Source organism: Bradyrhizobium sp. USDA 3311 (assembly GCF_054062495.1).
In genome coordinates this window covers 680,731-696,106 of record NZ_JBSSFI010000001.1, presented here as the reverse complement: position 1 = coordinate 696,106, position 15,376 = coordinate 680,731, and the positions used below count along the sequence as shown (strand labels likewise).

The 15,376-nt window shown below is 65.6% G+C and carries 14 protein-coding genes; 6 read left to right on the top strand and 8 right to left on the bottom strand.

What is annotated here, in order from left to right; genetic code table 11:
* The first annotated feature begins 181 nt into the window (after positions 1–181).
* Complete coding sequence (locus ACVWW6_RS03360; protein WP_011084146.1) at positions 182–955, top strand: thioesterase family protein; 774 nt, start codon at positions 182–184, stop codon at positions 953–955.
* 423 nt (positions 956–1,378) lie between these two features.
* Here the strand turns inward: ACVWW6_RS03360 and ACVWW6_RS03355 are convergent, their stop codons facing one another.
* Positions 1,379–2,941 (bottom strand): AMP-binding protein, encoded by a 1,563-nt coding sequence (locus tag ACVWW6_RS03355; RefSeq protein ID WP_011084147.1) that lies wholly within the window; start codon positions 2,939–2,941, stop codon positions 1,379–1,381.
* 108 nt (positions 2,942–3,049) lie between these two features.
* Here ACVWW6_RS03355 and ACVWW6_RS03350 point away from each other — a divergent pair, with 108 nt between their 5' ends.
* From ACVWW6_RS03350 to ACVWW6_RS03335, 4 genes are all read left to right on the top strand, one after another.
* Positions 3,050–4,015, top strand: a complete 966-nt coding sequence (locus ACVWW6_RS03350) for an NAD(P)H-dependent flavin oxidoreductase (RefSeq protein WP_161533198.1) — start codon at positions 3,050–3,052, stop codon at positions 4,013–4,015.
* Between the two features lie 167 nt (positions 4,016–4,182).
* Positions 4,183–4,431 carry a hypothetical protein gene (locus ACVWW6_RS03345; RefSeq protein ID WP_028173584.1) on the top strand — a complete coding sequence of 83 codons (249 nt, stop codon included), beginning with the start codon at positions 4,183–4,185 and terminating at the stop codon, positions 4,429–4,431.
* A 136-nt stretch (positions 4,432–4,567) separates the two neighbouring features.
* Entirely contained in the window at positions 4,568–5,287 is a 720-nt protein-coding gene (locus tag ACVWW6_RS03340) for a hypothetical protein (RefSeq protein WP_456680121.1), read from the top strand.
* Positions 5,288–5,424: 137 nt separating this feature from the next.
* Complete coding sequence (locus ACVWW6_RS03335) at positions 5,425–6,114, top strand: hypothetical protein (protein WP_456680120.1); 690 nt, start codon at positions 5,425–5,427, stop codon at positions 6,112–6,114.
* Between the two features lie 3 nt (positions 6,115–6,117).
* Here ACVWW6_RS03335 and ACVWW6_RS03330 read toward each other — a convergent pair whose 3' ends face one another.
* Positions 6,118–6,303: a GMC oxidoreductase gene (locus tag ACVWW6_RS03330; RefSeq protein WP_236842174.1), complete on the bottom strand. Its 186-nt coding sequence runs from the start codon at positions 6,301–6,303 to the stop codon at positions 6,118–6,120.
* A 110-nt stretch (positions 6,304–6,413) separates the two neighbouring features.
* A complete protein-coding gene (locus tag ACVWW6_RS03325) occupies positions 6,414–6,638 on the bottom strand; it encodes a cysteine rich repeat-containing protein (RefSeq protein WP_028173581.1) in 225 nt (74 codons plus the stop codon).
* 234 nt (positions 6,639–6,872) lie between these two features.
* On the opposite strand from ACVWW6_RS03325, the gene ACVWW6_RS03320 reads away from it, so the two are divergent.
* Entirely contained in the window at positions 6,873–7,163 is a 291-nt protein-coding gene (locus ACVWW6_RS03320) for a hypothetical protein (RefSeq protein WP_028173580.1), read from the top strand.
* A gap of 138 nt (positions 7,164–7,301) precedes the next feature.
* Here ACVWW6_RS03320 and ACVWW6_RS03315 read toward each other — a convergent pair whose 3' ends face one another.
* The 5 genes from ACVWW6_RS03315 to ACVWW6_RS03295 form a co-directional block, all read right to left on the bottom strand.
* On the bottom strand, positions 7,302–9,227 hold the full coding sequence (locus tag ACVWW6_RS03315) for a sensor histidine kinase (protein ID WP_456680119.1): 1,926 nt from the start codon (positions 9,225–9,227) through the stop codon (positions 7,302–7,304).
* Positions 9,224–9,895, bottom strand: coding sequence for a response regulator (locus ACVWW6_RS03310; protein ID WP_304550799.1), 672 nt, complete (start codon positions 9,893–9,895; stop codon positions 9,224–9,226). Before ACVWW6_RS03310 ends, ACVWW6_RS03315 begins: the two co-directional genes overlap by 4 nt.
* Positions 9,896–10,007: 112 nt before the next feature.
* Positions 10,008–12,734: a DUF2235 domain-containing protein gene (locus tag ACVWW6_RS03305; protein WP_456680118.1), complete on the bottom strand. Its 2,727-nt coding sequence runs from the start codon at positions 12,732–12,734 to the stop codon at positions 10,008–10,010.
* Positions 12,735–13,060: 326 nt separating this feature from the next.
* Positions 13,061–13,294 (bottom strand): hypothetical protein, encoded by a 234-nt coding sequence (locus tag ACVWW6_RS03300; protein WP_028173576.1) that lies wholly within the window; start codon positions 13,292–13,294, stop codon positions 13,061–13,063.
* A 156-nt stretch (positions 13,295–13,450) separates the two neighbouring features.
* Positions 13,451–13,753 (bottom strand): hypothetical protein, encoded by a 303-nt coding sequence (locus ACVWW6_RS03295; protein ID WP_028173575.1) that lies wholly within the window; start codon positions 13,751–13,753, stop codon positions 13,451–13,453.
* Between the last annotated feature and the right edge of the window lie 1,623 nt (positions 13,754–15,376).

Genomic DNA, 15,376 nt, shown 5'->3' with positions numbered 1-15,376 from the left:
GGACAAGCGCAGCGGAGCGGAGCGCAGATCCAGGACCCATTACCCCAGGGAGTAGTTTGGCGAAGACTCGGAGTTGAGAGTTGCGCGCCACAACTTCTCCCTGGGGTAATGGGTCCTGGCTTTCGCCAGGACGACACTGTCATTGGAACTCCGAGCGTCTCAGGCAACAGAGATCTGCACCATGCCCCCGATCTACCGTGTCGACGGCAACAGTGTCGTCACCAGCCCTGACGCTGCGGGTCCGTGGGACCGGCGCATGCAGCATGGCTCGGCGCCGGCATCGCTGGTGACGTGGGCGGCGGAGCGTATTCCGACGCCTGTTACGATGGACATCGCGCGCGTCACCATCGATCTGATGCGCCCGGTGCCGGTGGCGCCGCTCACGATCAAGACCGAGGTCTTGCGCGAGGGCCGCAAGATTCAGCTCTGCGAAATCAAGCTGCTCGCCGACGGCGTGCAGGTCGTGGGCGCCACAGTGCTGAAGATCAGGCGGCAGGCGCAGGCGCTGCCGGATGACGTCAAGGAAGTCCCGCTCGCGCTGCCGTCACCGGAGGATTCGCTGGTCGAGGACGGTCATGCCGCCACCAGCCCGTTCGTGCGCTCGGTCTCGATGCGCGCCGCGCGCGGCCGCTTCGGCCAGGCCGGTGCGGGCGCGATCTGGTTTCGCGTCGACCATCCCCTGATCGAGGGCGAAGCGATCTCGCAGGCCATGCGCGCCGTGGTCGCCGCCGACTTTTCCAACGGCACCGCCTCGACGCTCGACTTCCGCGCCTGGACCTACATCAACGCGGACCTCACCGTGAGCCTTGCGCGCCAACCGGTCGGCGAGTGGATCCTGCTCGACGGCGACTCCTGGATCGGCCCTGATGGCGCAGGACTCGCCATGTCGCGGCTGGCGGATCGGCAGGGCTATTTCGGTCGCGCGGTGCAGAGTTTGGTGATCGAGAAGCGGTGAGCGTGACGGCAAGCGCCGTGATCGCTCCTTGAGCCGAAGGAACGGCAGACTTCCGCCGCCGCGGAAGGGATGCCCTGGTCGCGAGCCTCTTCTCTTGTCCGGAGGTCTCTGTTCGACGCCAGCGTCCTGCCTGTTCAACTGCCGTAGACGATCTTGATCTCCCACAGCAGGACAACAATAGCCGTGATCAACGTGATCGCGGCCAACGCACTTTCCAAGGAAGCGACTCTCATTTGATACTCCGCTTCCCAGCCCCATCAGCGGTCTAGTTGATTCGTTGATTCGCCCGCAATCGCGCGGACGGCGTGCCTGAAAAGTCCCTTCCGCGCTGTTGTTCGCCGGTCACAGCGACACCGTAAAATCCCGGGGTCGGGCGCGGGGGCCTGCACGGTGCCGCCTGCCACAAGTTGCAGATCGAGACGACTACCCCACCATCCGGTCCCGCCCGCTCCAGAATCCCGCGCGCAGCACCTTCTTGTCGACCTTGCCGACGCCGGTCATCGGCAATTGCTTGACGAACTGGATCTGCTTTGGCGCATGCGCCGAACCTTTCCGCGTCTTCACGAAATTGATCAGCTCGTCCGGATCGGGCTTTGCGCCTTCGCGCGGCACCACGATGGCGGTGACGGCTTCGCCCCATTTCTCGTCGGGGATGCCGACGACCGCGACCATCGCGACATCGGCGTGCTGCGACAGCACGTCCTCGACCTCGCGCGGAAAGATGTTGAAGCCGCCGGAGACGATCATGTCCTTCTTGCGGTCGAGGATGAACATGTAGCCGCGCTCGTCCTTGCGCGCGATGTCGCCGGTGTGGACCCAGCCGTTCTTCAGCGTCTCGGCGGTGATGTCAGGCCGCTTCCAGTATTCCGCCATGACATGCGGGGCGCGCACGCAGATCTCGCCGGCCTCGCCCGTCTTCACCTCCTGGTCATTGTCGTCGAGGATCCTGACCTCGCAGGCCGCGATCGGGAAGCCGCAGGACAGGAACAGTTCGGGCGTCCGGGGATCATGGTCCTTCTTGCGCAGCACCGAGATCGGATAGCATTCGGTCTGGCCGTAGAGCTGCGAGAACACCGGCCCGATCCGTTCGATGCCCTCGATCAGCCGGCTCGGCGACATCGCCGAGGCGCCGTAGAGCACGAGCTCGAGCGAGGAGAGGTCGGTCCTGCTCAGCGCGGGATGATCGAGCAGCACATAGATCATGGTGGGCACGAACAGCGTGAAGTTGATGCGCTCGCGCGCGATGGTCGCCAGCACGGCCTCGGGATCGAAACCCTTCAGCATGTGCACGGTGCCGCCGCGCATCAGGGTCGGCAGCACCTTGGTGCCGGCGACATGGCTGATCGGGGCGACCGCGAGATAGCGCGCATCTTCCGGGATTTCGAAGTCGGCGAGGATCGCGGCGGCGGCCCCGGCATTTTCGCGGTGGTAGCGCAGCGCGCCCTTGGATTTGCCGGTCGTGCCGCCGGTGTAGTTCAACGTGGAGAGATCGTCAGGGCCGGCGAAGCAATGCGCGCTGGCATGGCCTTCGATCTCGATCGCCTGCAGCAGGTCGACGCCATAGTCGGCCGGCCCCGTGGTGAAGACCGCCTTGAGCCGGCTCGCACTCGCGGCAAGCTCGCCGCCGCGATCGCGGAACGCGGCCGCATCGACCACCAGCACCTCGGCCTCGGAATCCTCGAGTTGGAACAGCTGGTCTCCCCGCGATCCCAGTGGATGCAGCCAGGTGACGCAAAACCTCGACAATTGCGCTGCGACACCCGCGCACCAGGTGTCGGCGCGGTTCGCAGTGAGGAAGGCGACGCGTGCGCCGGGCTGCAATCCAAGCCGCATGAACACGCCCTGGATGTGCCCGATCAGGTCGATGGTGCCCCGATAACTCAGCGATCCGCCGGGCCAGGCGAACGCGGTGCGGCCGGGATAGCGCGCCAGCGCCCGCAGCGCCTGTGCGCAAGTCGGGGACGATGCGTGGAGCGGATCTGACATATGTTTCCTCGCTGCTTTGTCATCGGCTTCTGGCGTGCCAATGTTTGCCGTAACGCTAGCACAGGGAATGCGGGATGGAACGACACAGCCCGCGCGAGGGAGGCATGCGTGACGTCTGATCGACTGCAACGTTTCCGCGATCGCCTGGCACTGCCGCTGATCGCCGCGCCGATGTTTCTGGTGTCGGGTGTCGAGCTCATGGTCGCGGCCTGCCAGAGCGGCGTGATCGGCAGCTTTCCCAGCGCGAATTGCCGTAGCGCGGAACAGCTCGACGAATGGCTCCGCGAGATCGAAGCGCGGCTGCGCCGGCATGAAGATCAAGCCGGCCGCAAGGCGGCGCCGCTCTGCCCAAACCTGATCGTGCACCGCTCCAATGCGCGGCTGGAGCAGGATCTTGCCGTGCTGCTGCGGCACAGGCCGGAGATCGTCATCACCTCGGTCGGCTCGCCCGCGCCAGTGCTCAAGCCGCTGCATGACGCCGGTGCGCTGGTGTTGGCGGATGTCGCCTCGATCCGCCACGCCGAACGTGCGGCGGAAGCAGGTGCCGATGGACTCGTGCTGCTCACGGCGGGCGCGGGCGGGCAGACCGGCTGGCTCAATCCGTTCGCCTTCGTCCGCGCGGTGCGCGCATTCTACGATGGCATCATCGTGCTCGCGGGCGGCATCAGCGATGGCCGCGCGCTGCATGCTGCGGAAGTGCTCGGCTGCGATCTCGGCTACATGGGCACGAAGTTTATCGCGACGCGCGAGAGCATGGCGGATGATCGTTACAAACGGATGCTGGTCGAGAGCAGCGCCGACGACATCCTGCTGACCACCGCGTTCACGGGGCTTCAGACCAGCATGCTGAAGCCGTCGATCGTCGCTGCGGGGCTTGATCCCGACGACCTGCCGGCGCGCGGGGCGATCGACATCGCCAAGGACATCGACGTCAACGCGCGCGAGAACCGGCCAAAGCGCTGGCGCGATATCTGGAGCGGCGGGCACTCGACCTCCGGCGTGACCGATGTGCTCGCGGTTGACGATCTCGTCGCGTCGACGCTCGCGGAATATCGCGCGGCGGGTGGGCGGTAGGCTCCTCTCCCTCTCCCTGTATGAACGGGGCGCGGGAGACCAGGCGCCGTCGCATCGATCACAGTTAATCCTGCATGGCTCGATTCCCCCTCACTTAACGGCAGATTAACCATCGCCCGCCCAGAATCCCCCTCAAGGCCGCCAATCAGGACCGAGAGGGACAGGCGATGGATTTCGATTTTCTCAACTCCAAGACGGCGGCTTCGCTGGACGAAATCCGCGTCCGCGTGGCCCACGCGCTGGCCCGCCATCCGCTGTGCCGCAATGTGCGCTTCGATATCGTCAGCGTCCCCCGCACCCGCCGGGGCGGCAACTGGACGGTGACGCTGCAATCGGTCGAGCCGCGCGCGGTCTGGGAGGCCTCCGAAATCGTCGCGGACATCCAGGATGCCTACGATCTGGCCTCAGCTGCTTGATTTTACTCGGCTTTTTAGTCGCGTCGCCATAGGCATGGTGATTGTCGCCGCAAAGGCACACTCAAGCCTTAATTCGTTCCTTTTTCCCGGGCACCGTTGACAACATCGTGAACCGCCCCTCCCCCCGGAGAGACGTTTGTCCAAAGCCATCACCATCGTCGTTCTGACCTGTTTCCTCGTCCTCGGTGCCGCCACCACCGCCATTCTCGGACGCGACAGCGTGCCCAGCGTTAGCGCCGAGATGATCACCCAGGCCTCGCCGAAACCGCTCGCGACCAACCGCGCCGCCAAGGCCGACCGTCTGGTTCCGACCCTGGCGCTGGCCTCGGCCGCGATCGAGCCGGTCCAGGTGCCCGCCGACAAGCTTGCGCAGGCGCCGGTGCTGACCGAGCCGCTGCGCCAGGCCTTTGCCGCCGCCACTCCGTCCGATTTTCCGATGTCCAAGACGGGTTCATCGGCGAGCGTGAACGAGGCGCCCACGGCGGAAGCTCCCGCCGTCGAAGTCCCGGCCAAGCCGAAAGTCGTCGCCAAGCCGCAGCCGCAGAAGTCCTATTCGCTGCTCTCCGACGTTCAGATTTCGGGCATCAAGGATCGTCTGAAGCTGTCGTCGTCGCAGGAATATTACTGGCCTTCGGTCGAGACGGCGCTGCGCAACGTCGTCCGCAGGATCCAGGCGAACAAGCTGTCGAATCCGAACGCGCCGCCCGGCGCGCAGATCGATCCGAACTGCGACGAGGTCCAGCAGTTGAAGTCGGCCGCGATGCCGCTCCTGTTCCAACTGCGTGACGACCAGAAAGAGGAAGTGCGCAAGCTCGCCCGCATCATTGGGCTCGAGAAGGTCGCGCAGCAGATCTGACGCGCGGTTTCCGAAAACATCATGCTCAAACAATGAGCTGAGGCGCGATGGCCAGCCATCGCGCCGAGGGAACCTTCGATATCAGGAACATCCGGCAATCTCCAGGCGTTGCCCGCTCCAAAAGAGGGAGTGGACCAATGCGCGCCTCGACAGCCTATTTCGTCGGTGCCGGAACCATCGTCGCGGCCATCGCTATTGGTCTCGGTGGCGGCATCGTCGCCGGCAACATCATGAATCCGATCGCGCCCAAGCAGGGGCCGGATGCCGGCAAGCTGGCGCAGCGCACGGAAGCGGTTATCGCGCCGGTCCAGAGCAATGCGCCGTCGGAGCGCGTGCAATATCTCACCGGCTCGCAAGCCTTCGGCGCGATGATCGCCGCGCCCGCGCAGGCGCGGGACGACGCCAAGCCTGAGACAAGGCCCGACACGCAGGTCACTCCGGCGAACGCCGAGCCCCCCGCGCCACAGCCGTCGCAAGCGGCCGCGGTCGAGCCGCCGAAACCGGCATCGCCATCGCCTCCGCAGGCCGCAAAGCCAGTCGAACAGCAGGCTTCGACAGAGCCGTCCTCCTCACCTGACAACGCCTATGCCAAGGCGAGGGATTTTGACGTGAAGCGTGCCGCGTCCGAACGGCGCCGGATGGATCGCCGCGAGCGTTGGTCCGAGCGTCACCGCTATGAGTCCCGCGATCCCCGCGGCATGCGCGACCGGACCGATTGGGACGACGTGGCCCGCAACATCCGCCAAGATTCAGACGCGCGCGATTACGCGGGCCGGCCGCGCGGCGGCTTCCCGCAGATCAGGCTGTTCGGCCCCGACGACGACTAGCACCTAACCCAGGATCGCGGTCGCTGCGCGCTCGGCAATCAGGATCGTCGGCGTCTGGATGTTGCGGGAGATCCTGATCGGGATCAACGAGGCGTCCGCGACATGCAAGCCGTCAATGCCTCGCACCTGCAACCGCTGCGGATCGGCGACGGCGAGATCGTCCATGCCCATCCGGCAGCGCCTCGTCATTCCGGGATGCGTGCGCAGCACGCAGGCCCGGAATCCATTTATCCGCGGCGACCGCAGCGCGATGGATTCCGGGCTCGCGCCGTTGGCGCGCCCCCGGAATGACCGCTAGCTCAGCCCCCGTGCGACTCCACCACCTTGCGGCAGCCGTCCGAAAGCTTCGACTTGTTCTCGCGCAGGCAGGCGTTCATCTGCGGCGGCTTGCCGACATGTTCGGCGCAGAATTTGCTGGCGTCGCCGCGGCAGGCCATCTGCTCCTGCAGCGTCGGACCGGATTGTGCCGCGGCGGGCAGGGCGGTGGCGGCAAGCAGCAGCGCGGCAAGGATCGAAATCTTCATAAAACACCTCTTTGGGCTTGTCGGGTGGTCCCGTTCGGGATCAAGCGGGCGGACCATCTCGCGGAGGTCTGGTGCCGGTCCATGCCATGTTCATGGCATCGGATCGCGCTTCTGGCCTGCGTACCCCCATCTTCATGGCATGTATCCGTACGCCGTCTTTTGCCATTCAGACTGCACGTCGGCTGCGAACCCGGTGATTGCACCGGGACGCCGAACGGGAAGCAGGAGAGCAAGATGTCGAAAAGAGCGGGAGTGCTGAGCGCCGGGCTGACGATCATGGCGCTGGCGGGTGCGGCGATGGTGTCGCTGGGCACGAGCCCGGCGCAGGCGGTGGTCTATTGCAAGACGGTCGGCGTGCCCAAGGGCTGCGTGGTGCGGCCGACGGCGGCGGTGGTGGTCGCGCCGGGAGCCCCGGTCGCGGCGGCTGCGGTCGCGACGCCCGGCGTCGGTGCGCCCGGTGTCGGCGTACGTGCCGGCACGCCGATGAATCGCGGCGGCCCGGTCAATCGCGTCGGTGTTCGCTGACGATCTCGTTCGATTGAGTTGATTGCATCGCTTCGGGCGACGTGATGACCCTGCGGACAAACCCCCCGTCCTCCGCATGAAGATCATCCGGCCCGTTCCCTCTCTCCGTACGTCCCACACGTTCGGGGAGGGGGCTTTTCAGCCGGCAGCGGCGTCGCTGTCGGGAAAGACTTGCGGCAATTGCAGCCGCACCCGCGTGCCCGCGGCATCCGAGCTCAGATCGAGCACCGCGCCGCAGCGCGCGGCGCGGCTTCTCATGTTGCGCAAGCCCCGCGCGGTCTGGCTCGCGCCCGCGGCCTCGCAATTGCCGGCCAGCGCAAAACCGCGGCCGTCGTCGGTCACGCTGATCACGCCGTACGGCCCCTGGTCCGCGTCGAGCGTCTCGATCGTGACCGCGATATTGCCGGCGTGCGCGTGCTTGACCGCATTGGTCACGGCCTCGTCGAGGATGCGCACGATCTGGATGACGTGCCATGGCCTGAGCTCGGGATGCAGCGGCAGGCCCTGCGGCGTCGCCACGCGCCAGTCGAGCGCGATGTCGTGCGGGCGCAATTGCATCGCCGCGCGCTCGCGCCAGGAGCCGAGCGCGAGCATGAGGTCGCCGCCGATGTCGTCCATGGAGTCGATGACGAGACGGAGATCCTTCAGCGCCGCGCGGGCGGCGTCCGTGATGGTCGCACCCTCATGGCCGCGCTCGGACAGCGCGACGATGCTGACGAGCTGGCCGCCGAGGCCGTCATGCAGGTCGCGCATCAGCCGCGTGCGCTCGTTGGCGAGCGCGGCGGCCCGGGCGCGCGCCTCCTCGCGGGCAAAGCTCGCCTTCAGCCGCTCCTCGGCCTCGCGCACGCGCGTCACGAGCTGGCCGGCAAAGCTGTCGACCTGGTTCAGCGCGCGGGCGAAGCGCCAGGTCAGGCCGGCGCCGATCGCGACCAGCATCGCCGAATAGGACAGGCGCGAGACGAAGATGCGTTCGTTGGTGACGATCTCGGACACCGACAGCATGTCGTGGACCCAGCAGGTCAGCACGATGCTCACCGCGCAGCCGAGCGTGAAGCTCGCGGCATCCTGCCGCCGCACAACCGCGGCCGCGGTGACGCAGGCCATCAGGAACAGGCAGACCCCGACCGTGGGGATGCCAAGCAGGAGAAACAGAATGCGCGGCAGTGGCGGCCCGGCGATCAGCCCGACCACGAACACGACGATGCCCGGCGCGAACAGCAGCGCGCCGTAACGCGGCCAGCGCCAGCCGAAGAACAGCACGCCGAACACGACGATCAGCGCGCTCTCGGTCGGAGCCGATGCCAGCAGCACCGCGGCAAGCCGCGACGTGGTGGCCGGCGGCACCGGCGGCGGTACGAACGCCTGCACCACGCCGAGCACCATCGCCGCCGCCAGCACGCCGTAGACCGGCTCGCGGCGCCGCATCAGCCACATGATCGCAAGGATGACGGCGAGGATGGACTGCCAGGCGGAGAACACCACCGGCAACGTGACGAACAGCAGCGTGCGTGTCTCATAGGCGGGACGCAAGGCTGCATCGGGGCCGACATAGACGGTGTCGAGAAAACCCTTCAAGGGTCCCCATACGAACAGCCGTACCGTGATCTCGTTGCCGCCGTCACGCAGCAGCGATGCGGGAATGAGCGCGATGAGCGGCGTGTTACGGTCCGGCCGGTTGGCGTTGAAATCGCGGCGGGAGTCGAGCACGACGACACCGTTGACGGCGACCTCCACCGCATTGCTGAAACGCGGCAGAAACACCGACCATCCCGCCGCCGCATCGCCGCGCCCAACCGTGAAGGCGCCGGTGTAGAGCGGCGGATCGGCCAGAGAGTAACGCGACGAGGTGAAGTGCGGCAGCGTCACGGGACGGCTCGCGCCGTCCTCCCGCAGCGAAAATCCGCTCAAGGCAAAATCGTCGGGGTCGCTCGGCTGGAGCAGCCGCAGCCCGAGGATGGTGGCGATCACGATCAACGCCTGGAGCAGCAAGTAAGGCACGAGGCGCGCGGCCAGCAGCCGGCGCCGCGCGGGTTTGACCGGTGCCTTCGCCGCGATCTCGCTCACAGCTTGATCAGGCCCTGCTGGACGGCCTCGAACACCGCTTCGCTGCGCGTGTGGACCTCGAGCTTGCGATAGATGTTCTTGATGTGCCCGGGCACGGTCTGCCTGGACAGGCCGAGATGGCTTGCGATCTCGGCATAGCTGAAACCTTTGGCGATGCCCCAGAGGATGTCGATCTCGCGCGGGGTCAGTCTTGCGGTGTTGAGTGCGGGGCCCGGCGGCGGCTCCGTCGAATTTTGCGTTCGCCGCACGATGAAACGGGCGATCGAGGCCGAGATCGGGGAATGGCCGGCGACCAGATCGCGCACGGTGGTGGCGATATCGGTGGGGAAGGCGTCCTTGAGCAGGTAGCCGGTGGCGCCGACCGTGATCGCGGAGATCACACTCTCCTCGTCGCCGAGCGCCGAGATCACCATGATCTCGGTGTCGGGAAAGCGCTGCCGGACCTCGCGGATCAGCTCGACGCCATGGCCGTCGGGAAGCCTGAGATCGGTGAGCAGCACGCGCGGTGCCGCCTCGCCCAGCGCTGACCGGGCCTCTCCCAGCGTGCCGGCGCTGCGCACCTCGTAGCCGGCCTTGACCAGCGCATCCTGCAGCCGCCAGCAGGTCGGCGCGTCATCCTCGACGAGGAGGATGGTGATGGCGTCACCCGTCTCGCCCTGTTCGCTCATGTCCATCGTCCCGCACCGCGTGTCCCCCGCGGCGCACGGCAAGTTTACCCGCAGCAGGCACGCCGCGACACCCATAATCATGGGGGCCGCAATGAGGCGGCGTCCCGGACGCCTACTGCTTCGTCGCGGCCGGTTTGTCCGTCGGCATCGGCAGGCTCGGCAGTCGCTGCACGATGATGCGCGCGGTGCCGGCATTGTTCTTGTAGAACTGCTCATAGGGCCCCTGGACCGCGTCGAGCATCGCCGGCCGCAACGCTGCCGGCAGCAGTGCTGGGTAAATCTGCACGGCGTCGTTGACGTAGAAGAACAGATCGCCGGCGTCGGGCGCGACGAATTCGGCCACCAGCCGTCCCGACAGTTTCTGGTCCTCCCAGATCGTGCGCGCCGTGGGATCCTTCGGCACCGGGTCGAAAGGTCCGAGCTTGCTGACAGCGAGCTTGAGCGGATTGTTGTGGGGGAGCGCCTCGAACTCCTTCGTCTTGTCCAGCTGGGTCGGATACCTGCCCTTGCGCTTGTCCGCATCGTCCTCGGCCGGAATGGTCGGATTCATCCGGCGCGGCAATTCCTCGGCCGGCATGACGTTGACGGCCTGCAGCGGAATGTCGCTCATTCCCTTCGTGCCGATGCGCACCACGGGCTGGAACCAGGCGGCGCCGAACTGACGGAGCGTCGGCAGGGCGAGGTAGTGAGGCGTGAAATAGGTCATGAAGCCGTTCGTGCCGCTCATGATGGTGCGGTCGAACCAGGGATCCTCGATCTCGACCCAGACGCGGTATTTGCGGCCCTTCTCGACCGCAAGGCCGCTCCACCAGCAAAACTCCCTCGTCGCGAAGCGGCCGGGCGCATCGACCGGCTCGTCGGGCACCGGCGTCCCGGCCTCCGGCCCGGGCGTCGCGCAGATATTTCCGGTCGCGGTGCGGGCCGTGAAGACGCTGGTCGCTCCGATTAGCAGTGCGGCGTAGAAGATGATGAACAGGAAGATGCCCGGCAGCACGAGCCTGACGAAGAACCAGCGGGCCGGCCCCGCATTCAGCCGCATCCATCGGGCGAAGCGGAGCAGCATGCCGGGCTCGTCGACATGCCGCCGGCTTGCCATGCGGTGCGGCCTGCTCCAGGCCAGCCGCGCGCGTTCCTGGATGGTGTCGCGCAGCACCGTGTTCCTGCGCCAGATCAGGTAGGTGATGGCCAGGACGGTCGAGGTGGCGAACGGGTAATACAGCGTGATGTCGAGCCACGGCGCCGCATAGGATGGCAGAACGTTCCTGACGAGATTGGCGAGCGGACCCAGCACGGCGCCAACGAGCCAATCGATGGTGGCGATGACGTGCAGCACCACCGTGCCTTGCAGACCGTTATCCTTCGACACCCCGATCAGGCTGCGGGCGATCCACGGCCAGACCGCGATCACGCCGACCATGAACAGCAGCGAGAAATAGGCGACGCGCCGCCACCACACGGTGTCGCGCGTGAGCCTGGCCATTTCGGCGCTGGGCGTGCTCATGCGCGTGAACGCTTCGGCCTCGCTTTCGCGCCGCGGGCCCTTGGCTTTCGCCAGATAGGCCTGCTTCATCACCCCGCGGGTACTGTCCGCGATGAGGTTCAGCTTGCTGCCGTCCGGCATCAGCACCAGCGCGTCCGCCGGCAGCATGATCGGCGCGTAGTCGTCGCAGCCGAACAGCATGCGTTCGATGACGGCGAAGTGCACCACCGGCAGCCCGCCATTGACCTCACCGGCGAGGACCGGGCGTGGTCCGTAACGATAGAGCACGGCGGCGCCGCTGCGCGAATCGTGCTTCGGTCCGATCGCCGATTGGTAGTCCCTGAAGTGCTCGATCTCGCCGTCCTGGAAACGGAGCCGGCCTTCGAGCTGATCGGTCATCCAGACCAGCGGCACGAAGGACAGCGTGGAATCCGGATAGCCGCCGCCGACGTCGGAATGGACGCCGGTGAACCACACCTCCTTGACCGTCTGGTCGGCCGCCAAATGGCTCTGGTCGATCCGCAGCGGATGGAAGGTGGTGCGCTCGTCGTCCAGCGCCAGCGCATGACAGATGTGCTTCACCTTGCGCGAGGGCCGGTGATTGCGGAACGAGATCGGCCAGATCGCCCAGTCGATCGCGACGCGCAGCTCCTCGATCGGGACGCCGAAGGCCTCGACCGTGTCGAACAGCCCCATGAATTCGATGTCGACGTCCTTGCGACCGTTCATCGCCGCCCGGACATCGGCGTAGGAACGGTGACCGCAGATCGAATGATAGAGATAGAGCAGGAAATCGCGGATGAAGCGCGCGATCCAGATCGTCGGCAGGCTCTTCTTCCATGGCACGGTGTCGCGGCGGTATTCCCGCCACGCGGCCATGGCGTTGCGCCCCATCTCCTCATGCGACACCGGCGTGCCTTCGATCTCCGCCGGCACCAGGCCCTGGCTCGCGATCATGGACGCCAGCGTGCGCGCGGTGAAGGCGCCGCGGCTGAAGCCGAAGATGTAGATCTCGTCGCCCTCGCGCCAGTTCCAGCACAGGAAGCGGTAGAGCTTGCGGACGTTGGAGGGCACGCCGAAACCGGTTGCGCCGTCGAGCGCGGCGAGCGGCGCCCAGCCGGCGGTGCCGACACCCTTGATGTAGTGGGTGATCTGGTCCGGCTGGGTGTGGTCGAGCGCCTCGTAGAGACGCCAGACGCTGGATTCCTGGGCTGTGAACGCATTGCCCGTGCCGTCGGCGAACAGCACCAGCTTGCGTTTCGACCGGGCGGCGTCGGCCGTCCCGCCGGCATTCATCCTGCTATGCGGGTGTTCCGGTCCGGCAGTATCAGCGGTCCGCGCGCCATCCTGATCTGGCATGGGCTCCTCCGGCAATTTCACGAGGAAGCGCTTCAGGCCCGAGCCGGCACTCCTCGGACTCAATCAACGATTGCGTTATAAAATGGGATGTATTCTGCGCATAGTCCCGCTGAGGTAGCAAGCAGGAACGCGCGGTCTCGCCGCGGTCGGACGTCGCGGAATGACGGTCGCGAAAAGCATTTGGTTTTGCTGGTCGGCGTGCCGGACGGCGAGGGGAAGCGATGTCGCTCTTCGTAGGGTGGGGTAGCGTCAGCGTAACCCACCTCTTCTGCTTCGGCGGATAGGGAAGTGGTGGGTTACGGCTTCGCCCAACCCACTCTACAAGCCTACAATGTCTCCACCCGCGGCGGCGGATAGCGCCGCGCCAGTGCCGACAGCGGCAGGTGCCGCTCGCCTTCCGGCAGCTCCAGAAAGGCCAGCACGAGTGGCCGCTTCCAGTCGCCGATGCCGAAATCCATCGCCGTCCATTTCTGCGGCTCGGGGCCTTCGAGGCCCCGGACCCAGACGAAATAGCGGGGGAGGTCGTCGATGTCGGCTTCCGTCGTGCGTCTCCTGGCCATCAAAGCTGCTCGCTGCAACACCACGTTGCTGCAGGATATAGGTATCGACTTGGCGAAGTCGAACGCGCCGACGATCGTTCGTACCGGCACGCACGCGGCCTTCTGCCGGCACAGCGCGTCCGGGAGGCCGAGGCGAGTCGCAAGCGACGTTTCTCGTCACTGCCAGAGCCGACTCTCCGCAACCCGGTTGATGTCGGCGAGCCGCCGGTCCGCGTCGGCATTCAGATCGATGCTTGCGACCAGCGCCAGCAGGCGGCGATAGGCGCCGTCGGCAATTTCGACCGGCAGCGGGGCCTCGTCAAAGGCCTCGACATAGCTGCCGACGAGACTGCTCAACAGGCGGCACAGGCCGCGCTGGGATGGATGGTCCCGGCCGAGCATCTCGAGCTTCTGCTGAAAGATCCGGAAGGTGCGCAAACCGTGGTGCTGCTGCGAAAGCCACGTGTGCAGGTCGTTCATGTGAGCCTCTTCGAATGACGGAAGAAGCTACCGGTTTATAAAGTGGGGACGGGAGGATGGGAAGGGATTGAGCTACGTTGAGCCAGTCCGTCTTCGCCAAGAGGCTTCGCCGGACACGCTTCGCCCTTCGGTCTCGCATGGCTGCGCCACGCGAAGCCCGAAGGGCGAAGCGTGGTGCCCCTGGCCGGTAACCGCCTAATGCCATAACTATTTGAATTTGAATTAGTTTTCGTCGTCAATGGCGGCCGATACCAACAGAAATACCAACAAACCGACGCGCGGTATTAGCTGGCAAAAAAAATAGCAGGCTCCCCGGCAGCAGGCACACCCCATGCCGTTCCGGTCTCCACAATCGCCCTGGCCGGCACCCCAATAAACCTTCAAGCAATTGATTTTATGCAGAAATATTTTATCCCACTTCTGATCCTACCAACGCTGCTATCAAGGCTGGCGAACATGGCACACGTCGCGGCCTGATCGCCGGCAAGCGTGCTGAAGCGGCCATTGCCGAGAACCCGCGGAAGTCCGACCGCGCTATTGCCGAGGAAATCGGGGGCAGCAATCGGAGCGTAAATCGCGCTCGCCATTCAACTGGGACACAAGACCCAGTTGCGAAGCGCGTCGGCAAGGATGGCAAGCATGGTCGAAGCCGCGAACGCCGCTAACCCAGGTCATATCGCCCGCGGGAGCGGCACGCTGGAACCAGGCCGGGGGAGTGGGAAGCTAATGGACAAACTCCACCCCGGCGAAAACACCGCGACGCCATACGAGGCGGCACGGGAAGCTCGTCCGAAATTCGTCGAAGGATAGGTCGAAGCCAGTCGACCGGATTGGAATATCTTTTAGCAGTACGCCGGCGCCAAGAACGGAAAGGTTTAACATCTTGCAGGGCGTGATGATCACGTCGCCTGGCAGCGAGAGCATAACCATCTGGTCCACCGTCTTGCGTGTGACGCGTCGCCGCTCAACACCCGTCCATTCGAGAGACACTTTCAGTCCCCTCAAGGTTAGCAGCATCACAGGGCGGGGTCGCCGACCAATGGGACGGCGACCCCTAGCCGGGAAGTCGCCGGTACGCGAGACGAGGACGACTTCGCGACTGCATCTAGCATCGTCGCCGGCCCCGGCGAGCGCAAGAACGTCCGTGCGTTAGTGTTACTTGGCTGCTTAACGACGCTCCGCGAGGCGATGCCTTCAACACTTCGCAACGTCCGTGCGAACTCAGACCGTAGATGCTGCGCGTGCGCCGCATCCTTTGGCTCTGACAAAAACGCAACCTTTACGAGGAAGCGGTTCAGTAGCGATGCTATGGCGAGGTTGTCCGAGTGTTGCGAGCGCATGGCCGTGAGTTGCCGACGCATCTCAATAAGATCGAGGGGGGCGCTGTCTGACCGCCTTTTCAAATGCAACTCGCGCGAGATGTCCAAATCAAATCAAACGAAGCCGCCGCGCCGAGTATATTGGCGCGACGGCTGCGCCATGGTGAACCCGAATGGGACTATGTCGGTGCAAGAGAGGCTAACTCTCCTTAGCCCCGGTGCAATCGAAGACGCGGATTAAGCTTGATGTCGCCGCGGAACGTTAAATCTGGAACAAGGCTGCTGTCCCTGGCAGCATGCCCGC